Consider the following 18159-nt stretch of genomic DNA (forward strand, 5'->3'; position numbering starts at 1 on the left):
CGCCCACCGCCGAAGCCAATGTGCAACTGCTGGCGCATCGGACCGTGGCGTAGTTGAACGAGCAGGTGGCCCAGGGCAGAAAAAACACCGCAGGATTTCGCTTTGCCCATCAGGCTCAAATGTTCCGTTGATGCGAAGCTGCCTGTGTTCGCGCGGCCTGCGGTGCGCTGACCTTGGCCGGGTTGGCGCGGAGGTTCGCCCTGATGAGCATGGCCCCCGATCTCCGTGCGCGCGTCGGCTCACGTGTTCATGGGATGGCGCTGGGCCCGCCTTGGCCTAGCATGCATGGCACCCAACGACCGAAAGGAGCCAGGCGATGTTGAACTTGCAGGGATGGATCAGACGCGGGGCATGCGTTGCCCTAACCTGGGCGACGATGGGGCCGCTCCATGCCCAAACGGAACCCGCTCCCATGGCCACTACCGATGCCGTGCAGCGTTCGGAGCCAACGGTGAACGCTCACCCGCTCAAGACTTGCGACGTGTCGCGCCTGCAACCCCACGAGCCGAGCTATGCCGTGTATCAGAAAGCCGAGGGCGACGAGGCCGCATTGCGCGCCCACTATTCTTTTCGCTATCTGCTGTCGCCCGTGCCAGACTCTGACGCGGTGGAAACAGAGTCCGGAAAGCCCTGCATCTACCCGCCCAGGTTCGAGGCCGGTTGGTACCTCAAGTACACCGGAGAGTTCGATTTCTACGCGGGCTCCCGGGAGTCGGGCCCCGTCATCAACCGCATCAGCAACCCCGGCATGCACTACCGCTGGCGGCAACCTTTGGACGGCTTCACCGCCTTGCGCTGGTTCGACCTGGGCTTGGAGCATCTGTCGGATGGGCAGACGACCGAGGTGCGCAGCCCGTCGGAGGCGGCGCGTGCCCAGCAGGCCTACGACGAGGATGATCACAAGTTTTTCGACTCGGTCAGCCGCGGCATGAACTTCGTGTCCACGGAGGTGCGTCTGGGCAACACGGTCGACACTTTCGGATCCCTGTACACCAAGGCCAGGTTCTACTTTCACAAGGACACGGATGTCACCTGGGGGCCTTGGGCGAACAAAGACGTCACGATCTCCGACTATGACGTGCTGCGGCTCACCTGGGTGCGCAGGCTTGGGCCGCAGGCCGGGGAGACCAGCATCACCTGGACCCTCGGGGAGCAAGGTTTGGCCACGGACTCCTGGGACCTGGACTACCTGTTCTCCGCCCAGAACCGGTGGACCCTTTACACCCGCTACCACCATGGCCCCCTGCAAACGCTGTCCAACTACACGCAGGAGCGCCAGTCTCTCGCCATCGGTTTGAAGTTCACGCCCTGAGCGGGCGTGAACTCGGCGTGGGGACCCCCTGGGAGCAGCAACTCAGGTCGTCAGCAACTGGCGCACCACTTGCCGGATCACCTGCGTCACCGCGGCCTTGTTCATCTGGGGCAGGGAGATGCTCTGGTTCATCAGGCCGTTGAACAGGGCGCCGATGACGGTGGCGCGGGCCATGATCTCCTCGTCGTTCAAAACGATGCCTCGTTCGCTCAGGGCCTTGCGCACGTAAGCCGCGGCGCGATTCTGAACGACGAGTTCGCTCGCCTGCACCACGGCCGCCAGTTTGGGGTTGCGGCTGGCTTCGGCCAGCACCTCGATGCTGAGGGCGGCGTCCGCGAACTTGGTGGCGTCTTCAACGTAGCTCTCGAGCAATCCGATCATGTCGACGACGAGGTCTTCGGACTGTTCGCTCTCCGAGATCATGCTGACGATCTCGTCGCGATCGCGCTCGACGAGGGCGGCGATGATCTCGTCCTTGTTCTCGAACAGGTTGTAGATGTGCCCCGGGCTCATCTGCGCCGTCTTGGCGATGGTGGCCATGCTGGCGCCATGAAAGCCGCTGCGTCGGACGCATTCGGCCGCCGCCTCCAGGATTTGTTCACGGCGCTCATGCGCGCGGTCTTTGAGGGATGTCGTTGAGGTGGAGCTCATGGTGGTCCCGCCGATTATCCTTTGGGCATGACCGGCGCCGCCGCGCTTTCTTGGCTTGCGCCGCCGCCCAGCACCTTGTAGACCGTCACGCGATTGACCTGTTGCGCCAGGCGCGCGGAAATCAGGGCCTGCTGGGCCGTGTAGCTGGAGCGCTGCGCGTCGAGCGTGCTGAGGTAGTCGTCGATGCCTTTTTCATAGCGGGCACGGGCCAGTCGGAAGGCGTCCAGCGTGGAGGCGGCCAGGGCTTCCTGTGCGGCGGTCTGCTCGCCCAAGGTGGCGCGCTGCGCCAGGGCGTCGGACACTTCCTTGAACGCGGTCTGGATGGCCTTTTCGTATTGGGCCACGGCAATGTCGCGGTCCAGTTCCGAGACGCGCAGATTGGCGCGGTTGCGGCCGCCGCTGAAGATGGGAATGTTGAGCTGAGGCACGAAGCTCCAAGACCTCTGGTCACTCTTGAACAGATTGTTCAGGTCCGTGCTGGCATAGCCGGTGCTGGCGGTGAGCGAGATGCTCGGAAAGAAGGCCGCCCGTGCCGCGCCGATGTTGGCGTTGGCGGCTTCGAGTGATTTTTCCGCCTGCTGCACATCGGGCCGGCGCAGCAGCACGTCCGAGGGCAGGCCAGCGCTGAGGTCTTGGGTGAGTGTGAGCGCCGCGCTCGAGATGGCCGTGGGCAGCAGATCGGAGGCCACCGGAGCGCCCACGAGCACGGTCAAGGCATTGAGGTCTTGCGCCACCACGCTGCTGTAGCTGGCGACGTCGGCGCGCGCGGAGTCCACGGTGCTCTGCACCTGGCGCAGTTCCAGCGCGGAGGAAACGCCCAGCTCATGCATGCGCTGGGTCAGGCGCAGCGTCTCCCTTCGGCTTTGCAGGGTCTGCTCGGCCAGGGAGAGGCGTTCGCGGTCGGCGGCCAGCGTCATGTAGGCGACGGACACCTGCGAGACCAGGGAAATCTGCGCGCTGCGCTGCGCCTGCTCGGTGGCGAGGTACTGCATGAGCGCCGCGTCCTTGAGGCTGCGCACGCGTCCGAACAGGTCGAGTTCGTAGGCGCTGATGCCCACGGTGCCGCTGTACTGGCGCGAGATCGTGGATTGCCCGGTTCCGTTGAGGTCGCCCGGCGTGCGCTGGGCGCTTTGCCCGACACCGGCATTGATGGAAGGCATGAGGTCGGCGCGCTGCACCTGGTACAGGGCTTGGAGGCGCTCCACGTTCAGGGTCGAGACGCGCAGGTCGCGGTTGTTCCGCAGCGCCAGCGCGATGACTCTGCGCAGCTTGTCGTCGGCGATGAACTCTTGCCAGCCCAGCGTGTCGACGGCGGGAACGGCAGCGGTAGCGGCAGATCTGTCGCCAGCCGTCGTGGCCGTGGCCGCAGCCGGCGTCGCGGCCCAGGCATCGGGCACGACCGAAACGGGGCGTTCATAGTCGGGCGCCAGGGTGGAGCAGGCCGCCAGCAGCGTGGCGGCGGCGACCGCGGTGAGCAGGCGCAAAGGGAAACGAGTGTGGCTCATACAGGCTTCTTTCATTTTTGCGTGGGAATGCGGAGGGTGTGTTCCGGGGCGGTCTTGCCCGGGAACAGTGTCTTGACGACCACGAAGAACACCGGCACGAAGAAGATGCCCAGCACGGTGGCGGCCACCACTCCGCCCAGCACACCCGTGCCGATGGCGTTCTGGCTGCCGGCGCCAGCGCCGCTGGCGAGAGCCAGGGGCAGCACGCCCAGCGCGAAGGCCAGCGAGGTCATGAGGATGGGGCGCAGACGCATGCGAACGGCTTCCAAGGTGGCGTTGATCAGCGTCTTGCCATGCTCCATCTGTTCCTTGGCGAACTCGACGATCAGGATCGCGTTTTTCGCCCCGAGGCCGATGGTGGTCAGCAGGCCGACCTGGAAGTAGACGTCGTTGGACAGCCCGCGCAGGCTGGCGGCCAGCAACGCGCCGATCACGCCCAGCGGAACCACCAGCATCACCGCGACCGGAACGGACCAGCTCTCATACAGCGCGGCCAGGCAGAGAAAGACCACCAGCAGCGACAGGGCGTAGAGCGCGGGCGCCTGCGAGCCGGAGAGTCGTTCCTGGTAGGACAAGCCCGTCCAGGCCAGGCCCACGCCCGGGGGAAGCTTGGCGGCGATCTCCTCGACCGCCTGCATGGCGGCGCCCGAGCTTTTGCCCGGCGCGGCTTGACCGGCGATTTCAATGGCGGGCAGGCCGTTGTAGCGCTCCAGGCGCGGCGAACCCATTTCCCAGCGGGCGCTGCCGAAGGAGGAGAAGGGCACCATCTGGCCGGCGCTGTTCTTCACGCGCCAGGTGTTCAGGTCTTCCGGCTGCATGCGGAAGTTGGCGTCGGCCTGGATGTAGACGCGCTTGACGCGGCCACGGTCGACGAAGTCGTTGACGTAGGCGCTGCCCCAGGCCGTGGAGAGCATGGCGTTGATGTCGGCGACCGAGACGCCGAGCGCGGACGCCTTGGCATGGTCGATGTCCAGGCGCAGCTGGGGCGAATCCTCCAGCCCGTTGGGGCGCACGCCCACGAGGTCAGGGTGTTGTGCCGCCATGCCCAAGAACTGGTTGCGTGCGTTCGTCAGCGCTTCATGACCGAGGCCCGCGCGATCTTGCAAGAAGACGCTGAAGCCGGTGGCATTGCCCAATTCGATCACGGCGGGCGGCGCGAAGGCAAAGACCCTGGCGTCGCGGTACTGCATGAAGTTGCCCATGGCGCGGCCGGCGATCGCCTGCACTTTTTGCATGGGGCTGGGGCGTTCACTCCAGTCCTTGAGCCTGACGAAGGCGATGGCCATGTTTTCGCCCCGACCAGCGAAGCTGAAGCCCGCCACGGAAAACACAGATTCGACGTTGTCCTTCTCGGTTTGGAGAAAGTGCTGTTCAACGCGGTCCACGACCTTGAGTGTGCGTTCCTGCGTGGCGTTGGCGGGCAACTGCACCATGGTGAACAGGATGCCCTGGTCTTCCTCGGGCAGGAAGGAGGAGGGCAGGCGCATAAAGAGCACGCACATGCCGACGAACAGCGCACCGTAAACCAGCATCGAGCGTCCGCGCTTACCCACCATGCGTTCCACGAAACCCTGGTAGCGGCCCGTCGCGTTGTCAAAGCTGCGGTTGAACCAAGCAAAAAAGCCGGTCCGGGGCGCGTGGTGCGAGGCGTCAACCGGCTTGAGCATCGTCGCGCACAGGGCGGGCGTCAGCACCATGGCCACCAACACCGACAGCACCATGGCCGAGACGATGGTGATGGAGAACTGGCGATAGATCACGCCGGTGGAGCCGCCGAAGAAGGCCATGGGGATGAACACGGCGGACAGCACCATGGCGATGCCCACCAAGGCGCCAGAGATCTGGCCCATGGACTTGCGCGTGGCTTCCTTGGGCGAGAGACCTTCCTCGGCCATCACCCGCTCGACGTTCTCGACCACCACGATGGCGTCATCCACCAACAGGCCGATGGCCAGCACCAGGCCGAACATCGTCAGTGTGTTGATCGAGAAGCCAGCCACCGCCATGACCCCGAAAGTGCCGAGCAGCACGACGGGCACCGCGATGGTCGGGATCAGCGTGGCGCGGAAGTTCTGCAGGAAGAGGTACATCACCAAGAAGACCAGCGCGATGGCTTCGATCAGGGTCTTGATGACTTCGTGGATCGAAACTTCGACGAAGGGCGTCGTGTCGTAGGCGATCACGGCCTTCATGCCCTGGGGCATGAATTTCTCGAGGTCTTTCAGCGCCGCTTCCACCGCCTTGGCCGTGGACAGGGCATTGGCGCCCGCGGCCAGCTTGATGGCCACGCCAGCGGCCGGCTTGCCGTTGTGGCGCGAGACGGTCGCGTAGCTCTCCGCGCCCATTTCGATGCGGGCCACGTCGCGCAGGCGCACATGAGCGCCGTCCGCCTGGCTCTTGACCAGGATGGCTTCGAACTGGGCCGGCGTCTGCAAGCGGGTCTGCGCGGTGATGGTGGCGTTGATCTGCTGGCCAACCCGCGCCGGGGCGGCGCCAATCTGGCCCGCCGAAACCTGAGCGTTCTGCGCCTGGATGGCGGCAACGACTTCGGCGGGAGTCAGGTTGTATTGGTTCAGCTTGTTCGGGTCCAGCCACACGCGCATCGCGTACTGCGCGCCGAAGAGCTGCACCTCACCGACGCCTTCGACCCGGCTCAGCGCGTCCACGATGTTGGATGACACGTAGTCGGAGAGGTCCGTCTGGTCCATGCTGCCGTCTTCGGAGACAAAACCCAGCACCATCAGGAAGTTGATCGTTGATTTGGTGACCTGCACGCCCTGGCGCTGCACTTCCTGCGGTAGCAGGGGCATGGCGACCTGCAGCTTGTTCTGCACCTGCACCTGGGCGATGTCGGGGTCGGTCCCAGCGGCGAAGGTCAGCGCGATGGAGGCGCTGCCGGTGGAGTCACTGGTGGACGTGATGTAGGTGAGGCCATCGATGCCCTTCATCTTTTGCTCGATGACCTGGGTCACCGTGTCTTCGAGCGTCTTGGCGGAGGCACCCGGATACGTGGCATTGATGGACACCTGCGGCGGTGCGATCTGCGGGTATTGCGAAACGGGCAGGCTGCGGATGGCAAGCCCACCCGCGAGCATGATGACGATGGCCAGCACCCACGCGAAGATGGGTCTGTCGATGAAAAGGCGCGACATGGTCAGGTTCCTTATCTAGGTTCAGCGCGTGGCTTGCGCCGTCTTTTGCACGGCATCGGCTTGCCAGGCGGTGGCCTGCACGGTCATGCCGGGCTGAACCGACTGCAGACCTTCGACGATCACGCTCTCGCCGCCCTGGAGGCCCGACGTGACGAGCCAGTTGTTGCCCAGCGACTGGCCGATCGTGACGGGGCGGGGTTGCACCTTGCCGTCCGTGCTCACGGTCATGACACTGGCCTGCCCCTTGGCATCCCGGCTCACGGCCTTTTGAGGCACGACGACGGATTGCTGGCTCACCCCCTTCTCGATCACGGCCCGGACATACATGCCCGGCAGCAGTTCGCGCTTGGGGTTGGGGAAGACGGCGCGCAGGGTCACCGTGCCCGTGGCCGGGTCCACCGAGACTTCTGAGAACTGCAGCTTGCCGGCATAGGCGTAGCTGCTGCCATCCTCGAGCAGCAGCTTCACGTTGCCCTGGCCCTGAGACTTGACGCGCCCTTCGGCCAGGTCCTTTTGCAAGCGCATCAGCTCGGTGCTGGACTGGGTGACATCCACATAGATGGGGTCGAGCTGTTGCACCGTCACCAAGGTCGTGCTCTGGTTGGCGGTGACCAAGGCGCCCGGCGTCACGCTGGAGCGGCCAATGCGCCCCGAGATGGGGGCGTTCACACGGGTGTAGGCCAGGTCGATCTGAGCGGCCCGCACCTGGGCGCTGGCGGACAAGACATCGGCCTGAGCCTGTTTGAGGGAGGCTTGCGCATCGTCCCGGGCCTGCTTGCTCACGGCCTCGATGTCGGCCAGTTCTTCGTAGCGGGACGCGCGCAGCCGGGTGGAAGTCAGGTTCGCCTCGGCCTTGGCCAGGGCGGCCTTGGCGCTGTCCAGGGCCGACTCATAACGTGCCGCCTCGATTTGATAAAGGGCCTGGCCCGCCTGGACCTCCCCGCCTTCGGTGAAGTTTCGCGCCTGGATGACGCCCGAGACCTGCGGACGCACCTCGGCGATCAGATAGGGCGCGGTGCGTCCGGCGAGTTCGCTGGTCAGCACCACATCCTGAGTTTTGACCGACAGCACTTCGACCACGGGCAGGTGCGCGCCGCCGGGTCCTTGTTGCTGGCCTCCTTGGCTCGGAGAACATCCAGAAATGAGAACGGCCGTCGCCAGGGTGATGGCGCTGAGCAGGTAGCTTGGGCGGGTTTGGAATCGGGTTTGCATAAAGAACCTTGAAAGAGGAAGGGCGAAAGGTGGAATGGCGGAATGGCAGGAAAAGGCGCTGTATCAGTGGCCTCTTGACTACTGAATGAACGTTCATTCTATTTATTTTGGAATGCGCACTGTTTTAGTCGGGTATTGGTTGGGTTGGGATCGGCTGAGCTGAGCTGGGAAAACACCCAGCGCCTCTGCCCCGCCTGTGCGCTGTGGTCAGGGAGGGGCCTGTACGATGGCGGGCCCCGGCTCGAATTGAAAGAAAGGCAGCAACGTCATGGTTCCCCTTCCCGACTGGTTCTTGTTCGCGGGCGCGGCCCTGCTCATGGTGCTGACACCCGGGCCGAACATGGTCTACCTGATCTCGCGTTCCATCTGCCAGGGCCGACAGGCGGGTGTGATTTCCCTGTTCGGCGTGATCGTGGGTTTTCTGGTGCACATGTTCGCGGCGGCGGCCGGCTTGACCGCGCTTTTTCTCGCCATTCCCCTGGCCTACGAAGTGCTGAAGTGGGCGGGCGCGGCCTACCTGCTCTACCTGGCCTGGGCGGCCGTGAAACCGGGTGCCCGTTCGCCCTTCGAGGCGCGTGCGCTGACCATCGACCCGCCGCACCGCCTGTTCTTCATGGGCTTCGTCACCAATCTGCTCAACCCCAAGATCGCGGTGTTCTACTTGTCCATCTTTCCGCAGTTCGTCTCACCCGTGCAGGGTTCGGTCTTCGCGCAGAGCCTCCAACTGGGACTGACCCAGATCGTGGTGAGTTTTTCCGTCAACTTGGCGATTGTGTTGTCGGCCGCCCGACTGGCCGCCTGGTTCGCCCGCAGCCCGCGTTGGCTGGCCGCGCAGCGTTATCTGATGGGAACGGTGCTGGCGGCATTGGCCGTCAAGATGGCGATGGAGCCCCGTCGTGCTGTTTGACGTCGCGAGCACCTGTCCATGCACATGAACCGCCCCACCGCCTTGCGCGCCCACCAATTCGTCGGCTTCGCGCCCGGCCCCCGGCTGATCGTGCTGGGGGCCGTGCACGGCAACGAAACCTGCGGCACCCAGGCCATCCATCGCGTTCTGGACGAACTCACCCAGGGGGCCTGGGCCATCGAGCGGGGCACGCTGACCCTGGTGCCGGTCACCAATCCCTTGGCCTATCGGCTCGGGCAGCGGCAAGGCGACCGCAACCTGAATCGCAATCTGGGCGTGACCCCCAACCCCGTGGACTTCGAGGACCACGTGGCCAATGTGCTGTGTCCCTGGCTGCAGGCCCACGATGTCCTGCTGGATCTGCATTCCTTCCACACGGCGGGGCAGCCCTTTGTGATGATCGGGCCGGAAGACAACGCTGGCCCCCTGGAGCCTTTCGCCCATGCACGCGAAGAGCTGCAGCTGGTGCGCCACCTCGGGCCGACCCGTGTCGTCGAGGGCTGGATGGAGACCTATGCGCGCGGCGTGGCGCGGCGGCGTGCCGCAGGCCGAGGTGTGGCCGAGGGTCTGCTGGATGCGCGTTACGGCGTGGGCACGTCGGAATACATGCGCACCCAGGGCGGTTACGGCGTCACCCTGGAGTGCGGACAGCACGAAGACCCAAGCGCGCCCGAGGTCGCCTACCAGGCCATCCGGCAGGCCGTGGCCCTGCTGGGGCTGGCGTCTCTGCCCCTGGCGCCTCCGAGCGACACGTTCGAGGTGCTACGCCTGGTGGACGTGATCGACCGTGAAAGTCCGGCGGACCGCCTGGCCCGGACATGGTCCAGCTTCGACCCGGTCGGCGCGGGCGAGGTCATCGGTCTGCGCGCCGATGGCTCGGCGGTGCGTGCGCCCACCGACGGTTTTGTCGTCTTCCCCAACCCCGCGGCGCTGGTCGGCAACGAATGGTTCTATTTCGCCCAGCGCAGCCAGCGCCAACTTTGAGGGCGGCGGGGCTGCGAGGCGGGTGGCTGTCGAAAACGCGCTAGCCCCTTGATCGCATGGCAGTCATCGGCCAGAGCCGTCCTTCATTCAGAGCCCTACCCAAGATGTCATCCCCAGCCCATCCCTTCGCGACACCGCTTGATCTGTACCGCGCCATCGCTCGCGTGTGGTCCGCGGACACATCGAGCCCCACCGGTGCATGGTCGCCCTCCAATCCTGCGCAGAACCATTGCAGCATCACATCGCTGGTCGTTCAGGATTGTTTTGGTGGCGACATACTCAGCACCAAGACCTCGGGCGGAACGCACTTCTACAACGTGATTCATGGCGTGAAGTGGGACCTGACCGCGAGCCAATTCGCCGAACCCATTCCCTACGACGACACGCCCTCGACGCGCGAGGCGACACTTGCGGACACGTCCAGCGAAAAGTACCGGCTCCTCAAAGAGCGGCTGGCTGCGGTTGTCTAGTAGCGATGCCTGGCGACGGGCGTGCATGGGAAGTTGTTGGGCGGTGATCGGCCAGAAGCGGTCAACCAGGAGAAACGCCAGAAGCTATCGATGTATGCCCTTTTCGGGCAATATCTCTCCTATTGCGCAAGTTCTACGATTTTCGTCACATTTTCCATCTATTTATAAATTCAAATCTGGAGAGAACAATAAATGTCTCAGCCACTGCAAGAAGCAAAGCAAGTTTGTTTTGTTCTGATGCCAATTGCTGACGTAGCAGGCTACGAGGCGGGCCACTTTGGTAGGGTCTACGAACATGTAATAAAGCCTGCCGTTTTAGCAGCGGGATTCACCCCTGTTCGCGCCGACGATGCAGTAAAGACTGACTACATCGTGGTAAGCATCATTCAGCAGATCGTTGATTCAGCGATGGTCGTTTGTGACTTTAGCGGTCGAAATCCGAACGTCATGTACGAACTTGGTATACGACATGCTTTCAATAAGCCAGTGGTATTAATCAAAGACCGACGGACCGAGAAGATCTTCGACATACAAGGACTTCGATATGCGGAGTATGACGAAATACTTCGAATTGACACCGTAAAAAAGGATGTGGCGAGAATCACGGCGGCGATTGAAGAGACTTCTAAATCTTCAGAGAAAGACCTGAACTCGATAGTCCGGCTAGCGGGCATAAAGACAGCAGAGGTTCCTGCAAGCCAGACCATCTCGCCTGATACGAAGTTGCTTCTTTCAGCAATTGAATCCATAGACCGTCGTGTACAGAGCATGGAAAAAATGGACGTGCCAATGCAGATCCATTTCATAGTCGACGGCGAAATAGTTCGCTTCTCGGATGGCAGCGAAGTCACCCCTGGCGCAGATCTCTATAAAAATGGCAGGGAGTTTGGAACACTGATGGCTCTGAACCCAGAGAGCCAGCTAATTACCATCCAGCTTACGGGTGGAAAGATTATCGATATCCCACCCCACTCTCCGATGGCAAAGGGCCTCACAGACCTCCCCTTTTAGTGGCAAGGGCAATTCCTGCCATCGAGAAGATTGCTTCTCTGGTCTATGACCGACCGCAATGGGTCGACAGAGGAAGGCAGTATTGGGACCAATTTGATCAGCGTTCGCAATTTGAAAACCAATGAATTACAGCGAAGCGTTACTCAAAGACATAGCGAGGTTGCTCGACTTGTTGGCGCCGCATTGCTCAGACCATGAGACGATCGATTGGCTTCGAGCGGCAGTAAGCGATCGCGGCAAGTGGCAAAAGGCTCATGGGGTCTTCAGTCGGATTCGGAGTAAATCATTGAAGGCAGAGCGCAGCGGAAAGGCAAGAGAATCTGCCCAGTACTTATTCGAAGAAGTCTGTGCAAAGACCCTGTTTAACCTGAGTGGCTCATCTGGACCGTTTGACATCGACTCTCCTTATTGGATTGTCCCCAATGCAATTGCATTTGCTCGCCAAGCTGGGCTCGCTGATGCTGAAATCCTCGCCTGCGTTACTTTTCCAAGGGTCACACGCGGCATCTGACCAATCCGTGAACAGGAAATGCCGCAATCAGGCCGTCTTTATGTCGAACGTTGAGTGGCCGCTTTTCTTGCCACTGAGCGTCCGCTATGGGTCGAAAGCAGAAGAATTCTTCTGCCGAAATTTGAATCTCAAATCAAAACTGAATCGTCTATGAATAGCTCATCATCTTTCTCGGTAAAACTAATCTCATTTTTAGGGTGGATTCTTACCGTATTCGGCGGTTTATTTGCTGTCTTGACTTTCATCCTTGTATTGGGTGAGAAGAATGGCCCCCCAATGATGGCTTTGTTCTTCTTCATCTTTATATTCTGCAGCGTAGCTATTGGTCAGTTCTTCGTTGTGTTGAGCGTAATAGTGAATAAGCTCCAGAATATTGAAGCCAACACAAATGCTATGAAACAGTCGTTAACAACAGGCGCAACTGCAAAGATTGACAAGGAAATCGAATCAGCCGCATAGCTGGCTTTTGTTTTTTTTGATCGTGCCAAAAAGTAAAAGACTTCTTTTCAGTTTTCCAAAGTCTTCTATGGGTCAAAAACCGAACTCTGAATCTCGGAGGAATCGGCCAGCAGCAGTCAATCAATCCTCCGAGTCCACTCGCTATTTCCCTAGACGGGGAGGCCCCAATCGGCGGGTGGCCTCCCGATGCGGGCTCTGCTGATATGGCACCCCGCCTGCAGGCCAGCTTCCTGCGTAAGATTCGTGCATGACCTTTTCTCCCCCAGTCTCCAAAAGTTTCGAAACGCTTCCCCTTTCTGCCGCAGCTCAGGAGAACCTTCGCCGGCTTGGTTACCTCGAAATGACCGCCATCCAGGCGGCCAGTCTGCCCGCCGCGCTGCAAGGCCGGGACGTGATCGCCCAGGCCAAGACGGGCAGCGGCAAGACCGCGGCGTTTGCCTTGGCCTTGCTGGCCAAGCTCGACGCGCGTCGCTTCGCGGTTCAGTCCCTGGTGCTGTGCCCCACCCGTGAACTGGCCGACCAGGTGACGACCGAGATCAGACGGTTGGCGCGCGCGGAGGACAACATCAAAGTCGTCACACTCGCCGGTGGTGTGCCGCTGCGCGGACAGGCCGCCAGCCTGGAGCACGGCGCCCACGTCGTCGTCGGCACACCCGGGCGTGTGATCGACCACCTCGAGCGCGGCAATCTCGGCCTCGATGCGCTCGCGACACTGGTGCTTGACGAGGCAGACCGCATGCTGGACATGGGCTTTGTCGACGACATCGTGAAGGTGGCCCGCCAGTGCCCGGCGCAGCGGCAGACCCTGCTGTTCTCGGCGACCTACCCGGAGGGCATTGCCAAGCTCGCCGCGCAGTTCCTGCGCGAGCCCGTGACGGTGAAGGTGCAAGCGCAGCACGGCAGTGAGCAGATCGAACAGCGTTGGTACGAGGTGCGCGAGGAGCAGCGGCTGCCCGGGGTGGCACGCCTGCTGGAGCACTTTCGACCGGTCAGCACCCTGGCCTTCTGCAACACCAAGGCGCGCTGCCGCGAACTGGCCGAGTTGCTGCAGGCACAGGGCTACAGCGCGCTTGCGCTGCACGGTGACCTGGAGCAGCGCGAGCGCGACCAGGTGCTGGTGCGCTTCGCGAACAGCAGTTGCTCGGTGCTGGTCGCCACCGACGTCGCCGCGCGCGGCCTTGACATCGCGGGCCTCGCCGCCGTCATCAACGTGGACACCTCGCCCGATCCGCAAGCGTACGTGCACCGGATCGGCCGCACCGGCCGCGCCGGCCAGACCGGACTTGCGCTGAGCTTGGCGTCCCTCGACGAGATGGGGGCGGTGGGCCACATCGATCAGCTGCAGGGCCGGCCTTCCGTCTGGCATGCGCTCTCCGAACTCACGCCGGCCTCGGGTGGGCGCTTGCTGCCCGCGATGGCGACCGTGCACATCCAGGCCGGGCGCAAGGAGAAGATCCGCCCAGGCGACGTGCTGGGCGCGCTCACCGCCGACCTGGGCTACACGCGCGAGCAAGTGGGCAAGATCGACATCAACGAGTTCGCCACGTACGTGGCGGTGGAACGAGGCATCGCGCACGAAGCGGTGGCGCGCCTGAACAGTGGGCGCATCAAGGGCCGTACCGTGAAGGCGCGGCTGCTGACGGACGGGGCATGACATGAGCACGTCCGATTCGATGCCGCCATCGTCGGGTGCTGGTGCTGGTGATGCACAGCGTCTCGCCAAGGTCGTCGCCGCGCTGGTGCCCTGTTCACGCCGCGAGGCGGAGCAGTACATCGCGCAAGGATGGGTGAGCGTGGACGGGCAGTGTGTCGACGCGCCGCAGGTGCGCGTCACCACCAGCCAGCGTGTCCAGATCGATCCGCAGGCGCGCCTGCAAGCCGTCGTGCCCGCGACGTTCCTGGTCCACAAGCCGGCGGGCATGGAGACCGAATCGGCGATGGATTTGCTCGGCGAGAGCGCTCACTGGAGCGGCGATGCCTCGGGGATCCGCCGCAGCAAGGCCCATCAGGTCGGGCTCAAGACGCTCCTGCCCTTGCCGGTGCAGGCGAGTGGCCTGTGCGTTTTCAGTCAGGACTTTCGCGTGGTGCGCAAGCTCACCGAAGATGCGGCGTTCGTCGAGCAGGAACTCGTCGCCGAAGTGAAAGGCACGATCGCGCCCGACGGTTTGGCGCGCCTTGGCCATGGCCTGCTGCGCGACGGGCGGCCGCTGCCGCCAGCGCGCGTGAGCTGGCAGAGCGAGACGCGCCTGCGCTTCGCGACGAAAGGCATCGCCCCGGAATGGACCGCGTGGATGTGCGCGCAGGTCGGCCTCGAGCTCAGCGCGCTGCGGCGCATCCGCATCGGGCGCATCGCCATGGCGGGCCTGCCGCTGGGGCAGTGGCGTTACCTGCCGGAGGGCGAGCGGTTCTAGGGCCTGTTCACACCCCGGTCGCGCTCGGGCAATGAGTGTGAACAGGCCCTAGCCACGGAAGCGCAAGGCACGGCTTCCCGTGTGAAAGCAGACGAGTTAGTCAGTCTCGCCGCGCGCCGAGACCTGTACCGGCGCCAGCGGTTTGAGCGGTGCCGCGTCCCAGCCACCACCGAGCGCGCGGATCAGGCGCACCGTGGCCTGGCGCTGGCTGGCTTCCACGCGCTGGGCCTGGCGGCGGTTGAGCAGTTCGTTGCGGCGCGCGTCCAGCAGCTCCAGTTGGCTCACGAAGCCGTTGCGGTAGCGTGTTTCCGAAATGGCGCTGGCGCGTTGCGCGGCGCTCACGGCGCGACCCTGGGCTTGCGACTGTTCTTGCAACAGCCGCAGCGCCGAAAGCTGGTCTTCTACCTCGCGCAGGGCGTTGAGCACCTGCTGGCGGTAGCTGGCCCCAGCCGCGTCCAACTGCGCCTCGGCGCCGCGCACGCCAGCTTCGCGTCGGCCGCCGTCGAACAGCGGCACGGAAGCCAGGGCACCGACGGCCCAGGCGCGCGTGGACCAGCGGAACAGATCACCCAGTTCCGGCCCGGCATGTCCCGCTTCCGCGGTCAGCATGATGCTGGGAAACCACGCCGTCTTGGCGACGCCCACGCGGGCTTGCGCCGCCAGCAGCGAGGCTTGGGCCGCCGCAACGTCGGGCCGGCGTGCCAGCACGGTGGCCGGTATGCCTGCGGGGATCACGGGCAGGGCGGTTGCGCCCGTCACCGGTGCGAGCGTGAAGTTCGACGCGGCTTCACCGACCAGCACGGCCAGCGCGTGTTCGAGTTCGGCGCGCGTGCGGCGAATGGCATGCACGTCGGCTTCGGTGGCGGCGAGTTCCGTCTGGATGCGGATCACGTCGAGTTCCGCCACGTCACCCGCCTCGTATCGGCGCTGGGTCAGGCGCAGGGTGTCGGCGTAAGCGGCGGCCGTGTCGCGCACCAAGGCGAGCTCGGTGTCGGTGGCGCGCAAGGACAGGTAGGTCTGCGCGAGTTCGGCTTGCACCAGCAGTTGCGTGCTTTGCAGCAGGGCCGCGCGGGCCTGGGCGTCCAGTCCCGCCGCGTCGCGTGCGCGGGCCAGGCGGCCAAAGAGGTCCACTTCGTAGGACAGGCTGACGTTGGCTTGCACCACGGTGGCGGGTTGGGTGTCGCCCGTCGTGTAAGTGCCCGCGCCGCGATTGGTGCCCACGCCCGCGCCGACTTGCGGCATGCGATCGGCTTGGGCCCCTTGCACCAAGGCACGAGCCTGCGTGAGTCGCGCGGCGGCTTGCTGAATGTCGGTGTTGCGCTTGGCCGCGCGCTCGATCAGATCATCCAGCACCGGGTCCTGGAAAGCCTTCCACCAGTCGCCGCGGTTGCGGGCCTCGGCGGGTTCGGCGGAGGTCCAGTGTTCCTGGACCTCCTTGAAGAGCGTTGGTGTCTCCACCGAGGCGGGTGTCGCGACCTCGCTGGCGCAGCCCGCCAGCAGCAGGGCCGCGGCCAGGGGCAGCAGGGAATGTTGCAATCGTTTCATGACTGTGGTCCTTCAGCGGGGCAGTGACGCCGTGGGCAGGGCTGGGGGCGGCAGGCCACCGGAGGCAAAGCCCTCGAAATGGGGGGTCTCGCCGTGCTGCTTGAGCGGGCGGTTGCCCGTCAGGCCGCGCAGCAGCACGTAGAACACGGGTGTGAGGAAGAGGCCGAAGGCGGTCACGCCGATCATCCCGGCGAACACGGCCACGCCCATGGCCGAGCGCATCTCGGCGCCCGCGCCCGTGGCCAGAACCAAGGGCAGCACGCCCATGACGAAAGCCAGCGAGGTCATCAGGATGGGGCGCAGGCGCAGGCGACTGGCCTCGATGGCAGCCCGGATCGGCGTCTGGCCCGCGAACTCCAGCTCCCGCGCGAACTCGACGATCAGGATGGCGTTCTTGGCCGACAGCCCGACGAGCACGATCAGCCCGATCTGCGTGAACACGTTGTTGTCACCCCCCGAGAGCCACACACCCGTCATCGCCGCGAGCAGGCCCATGGGCACGATCAGGATGATGGACAGCGGCAGCACCAGGCTTTCGTACTGGGCGGCCAGCACCAGGAAGACCAGCAGGATGGCCAGCGGGAAGACCCACAGCGCCGAGTTACCCGCCAGGATTTCCTGGTAGGTGAGTTCGGTCCATTCGAAGCCCACGCCCTTGGGCAGGGTCTCGGCGGCGATGCGCTCGATGGCCGCGCGTGCCTGGCCCGACGAATACCCCGGCGCGGGGCCGCCGTTGATGTCGGCCGAGAGGTAACCGTTGTAGCGCATGGCGCGGTCCGGCCCGAAGCTGGACGTGACCTTCATCAACGCCGACAGCGGCACCATCTCGCCCGTGCTGGAGCGCACCTTGAGCAGGCCCACGTCCTCGGCGCGCGCGCGGTAGGGCGCGTCGGCTTGGGCGCGCACGCTGTAGGTGCGACCGAACTTGTTGAAGTCGTTCACATACAGGCTGCCCAGGTAGATCTGCATGGTGTCGAAGATGTCCGTCACCGGCACGCCAAGCTGACGCGCCTTGGTGCGGTCGATGTCGGCGTAGAGCTGCGGCACGTTGACCTGCCAGCTGGTGAACATGCCCGCCAGCTCGGGCGTCTGCCAGGCCTTGCCCATGAAGGCTTTCACGGACTTGTCCATTTCGTCGTAACCCAAGCCGCCGCGGTCTTCCAGTTGCAGCTTGAAGCCGCCCGTGGTGCCCAGGCCCGCGACCGGCGGGGGCGGGAACATGACGATGAAGGCGTCCTGGATCTGTCCATAGGCCTGGTTCAGCTGACCCGCCACCGCGCCGCCGCTCTGGTCGGCGCGCTTGCGCTCGGCGAAGGGCTTGAGCGTGGCGAACACGATCCCTGAGTTCGAGCTGTTGGTGAAGCCGTTGATCGACAGGCCGGGGAAGGCGATGGCGTCTTCCACATTCGGGTTCTGCCGCGTGATCTCGCCCATGCGCTGGATCACGTCCTCGGTGCGGTCCAGGGTGGCACCGTCAGGCAGTTGCGCGAAACCGATCAGGTACTGCTTGTCCTGCGCTGGCACAAAACCACCGGGCACGACCTTGAACAGCAGCACGGTGATCGCCGCCAGCGCGAGGTACAGGCCCATCATCCCCGCCTTGCGCGTGATCACCCGTCCCACGCCACCGCTGTAGGCCTCCGAGCCGCGTTGGAAGAAGCGGTTGAAGGCACCGAAGCCCCGGCCGAAGACCCGGTCCATGCCGCGCGTGAGCGCGTCCTTGGGCGCGTCGTGGCCTTTGAGCAGCAGCGCCGCGAGGGCCGGAGAGAGGGTGAGCGAGTTGATGGCCGAGATCACCGTCGAGATGGCGATGGTCACGGCGAACTGCTTGTAGAACTGCCCGGTCAGGCCGCTGATGAAAGCCAGCGGCACGAACACGGCGACCAGCACCAGGGCGATGGCGATGATGGGACCGCTGACCTCGCGCATGGCGCGGTAGGTGGCCTCGCGCGGCGAGAGCCCGGCCTCGATGTTGCGTTCCACGTTCTCCACCACCACGATGGCGTCGTCCACCACGATGCCGATGGCC

At 64.1% G+C, this 18159-nt stretch carries 15 protein-coding genes; 9 read left to right on the forward strand and 6 right to left on the reverse strand.

Going from position 1 to position 18159, the window contains the following annotated elements:
• Positions 1-412 precede the first annotated feature (412 nt).
• A complete protein-coding gene (locus HGR_RS15140) occupies positions 413-1312 on the forward strand; it encodes a hypothetical protein (RefSeq protein WP_006299238.1) in 900 nt (299 codons plus the stop codon).
• A gap of 42 nt (positions 1313-1354) precedes the next feature.
• Here the strand turns inward: HGR_RS15140 and HGR_RS15145 are convergent, their stop codons facing one another.
• Genes HGR_RS15145 through HGR_RS15160 form a run of 4 tightly spaced genes read right to left on the reverse strand, consistent with a single transcriptional unit; the run spans position 1355 to position 7832 of the window.
• Positions 1355-1963, reverse strand: coding sequence for a TetR/AcrR family transcriptional regulator (locus tag HGR_RS15145; protein ID WP_006299239.1), 609 nt, complete (start codon positions 1961-1963; stop codon positions 1355-1357).
• A gap of 14 nt (positions 1964-1977) precedes the next feature.
• Positions 1978-3468 carry an efflux transporter outer membrane subunit gene (locus HGR_RS15150; RefSeq protein WP_006299240.1) on the reverse strand — a complete coding sequence of 497 codons (1491 nt, stop codon included), beginning with the start codon at positions 3466-3468 and terminating at the stop codon, positions 1978-1980.
• A gap of 11 nt (positions 3469-3479) precedes the next feature.
• Positions 3480-6620, reverse strand: a complete 3141-nt coding sequence (locus HGR_RS15155; RefSeq protein ID WP_006299241.1) for an efflux RND transporter permease subunit — start codon at positions 6618-6620, stop codon at positions 3480-3482.
• Between the two features lie 21 nt (positions 6621-6641).
• Positions 6642-7832 (reverse strand): efflux RND transporter periplasmic adaptor subunit, encoded by a 1191-nt coding sequence (locus HGR_RS15160; protein WP_006299242.1) that lies wholly within the window; start codon positions 7830-7832, stop codon positions 6642-6644.
• A gap of 268 nt (positions 7833-8100) precedes the next feature.
• Between HGR_RS15160 and HGR_RS15165 the strand changes: the two genes are divergently transcribed.
• From HGR_RS15165 to HGR_RS15195, 8 genes are all read left to right on the forward strand, one after another.
• Complete coding sequence (locus tag HGR_RS15165; RefSeq protein ID WP_006299243.1) at positions 8101-8739, forward strand: LysE family translocator; 639 nt, start codon at positions 8101-8103, stop codon at positions 8737-8739.
• Between the two features lie 24 nt (positions 8740-8763).
• Positions 8764-9723: a M14 family metallopeptidase gene (locus tag HGR_RS15170; RefSeq protein ID WP_039853822.1), complete on the forward strand. Its 960-nt coding sequence runs from the start codon at positions 8764-8766 to the stop codon at positions 9721-9723.
• Between the two features lie 56 nt (positions 9724-9779).
• Positions 9780-10193: a YunG family protein gene (locus tag HGR_RS15175; protein WP_237701427.1), complete on the forward strand. Its 414-nt coding sequence runs from the start codon at positions 9780-9782 to the stop codon at positions 10191-10193.
• A gap of 192 nt (positions 10194-10385) precedes the next feature.
• The gene (locus HGR_RS15180; RefSeq protein ID WP_050797483.1) at positions 10386-11204 is read left to right on the forward strand and encodes a hypothetical protein; all 819 of its coding nucleotides are present in this window, start codon (positions 10386-10388) and stop codon (positions 11202-11204) included.
• A gap of 121 nt (positions 11205-11325) precedes the next feature.
• Positions 11326-11715 carry a hypothetical protein gene (locus HGR_RS17125; protein ID WP_081463566.1) on the forward strand — a complete coding sequence of 130 codons (390 nt, stop codon included), beginning with the start codon at positions 11326-11328 and terminating at the stop codon, positions 11713-11715.
• Positions 11716-11769: 54 nt separating this feature from the next.
• Positions 11770-12174: a hypothetical protein gene (locus HGR_RS17440; protein ID WP_138922565.1), complete on the forward strand. Its 405-nt coding sequence runs from the start codon at positions 11770-11772 to the stop codon at positions 12172-12174.
• Between the two features lie 247 nt (positions 12175-12421).
• Positions 12422-13828 (forward strand): ATP-dependent RNA helicase DbpA, encoded by a 1407-nt coding sequence (gene dbpA, locus HGR_RS15190; RefSeq protein WP_006299248.1) that lies wholly within the window; start codon positions 12422-12424, stop codon positions 13826-13828.
• Between the two features lies 1 nt (position 13829).
• Entirely contained in the window at positions 13830-14585 is a 756-nt protein-coding gene (locus HGR_RS15195; protein WP_319946218.1) for an RNA pseudouridine synthase, read from the forward strand.
• A gap of 96 nt (positions 14586-14681) precedes the next feature.
• Here HGR_RS15195 and HGR_RS15200 read toward each other — a convergent pair whose 3' ends face one another.
• Both HGR_RS15200 and HGR_RS15205 read right to left on the reverse strand, forming a co-directional pair.
• On the reverse strand, positions 14682-16130 hold the full coding sequence (locus HGR_RS15200; RefSeq protein WP_006299250.1) for an efflux transporter outer membrane subunit: 1449 nt from the start codon (positions 16128-16130) through the stop codon (positions 14682-14684).
• Positions 16131-16142: 12 nt separating this feature from the next.
• On the reverse strand, positions 16143-18159 hold a 2017-nt coding region (locus tag HGR_RS15205; protein WP_006299251.1), incomplete at its 5' end, for an efflux RND transporter permease subunit.

Origin of the sequence: Hylemonella gracilis ATCC 19624 (genome assembly GCF_000211835.1) — a bacterium.
In the GTDB taxonomy this organism is placed as follows: Bacteria; Pseudomonadota; Gammaproteobacteria; order Burkholderiales; family Burkholderiaceae_C; genus Hylemonella; species Hylemonella gracilis.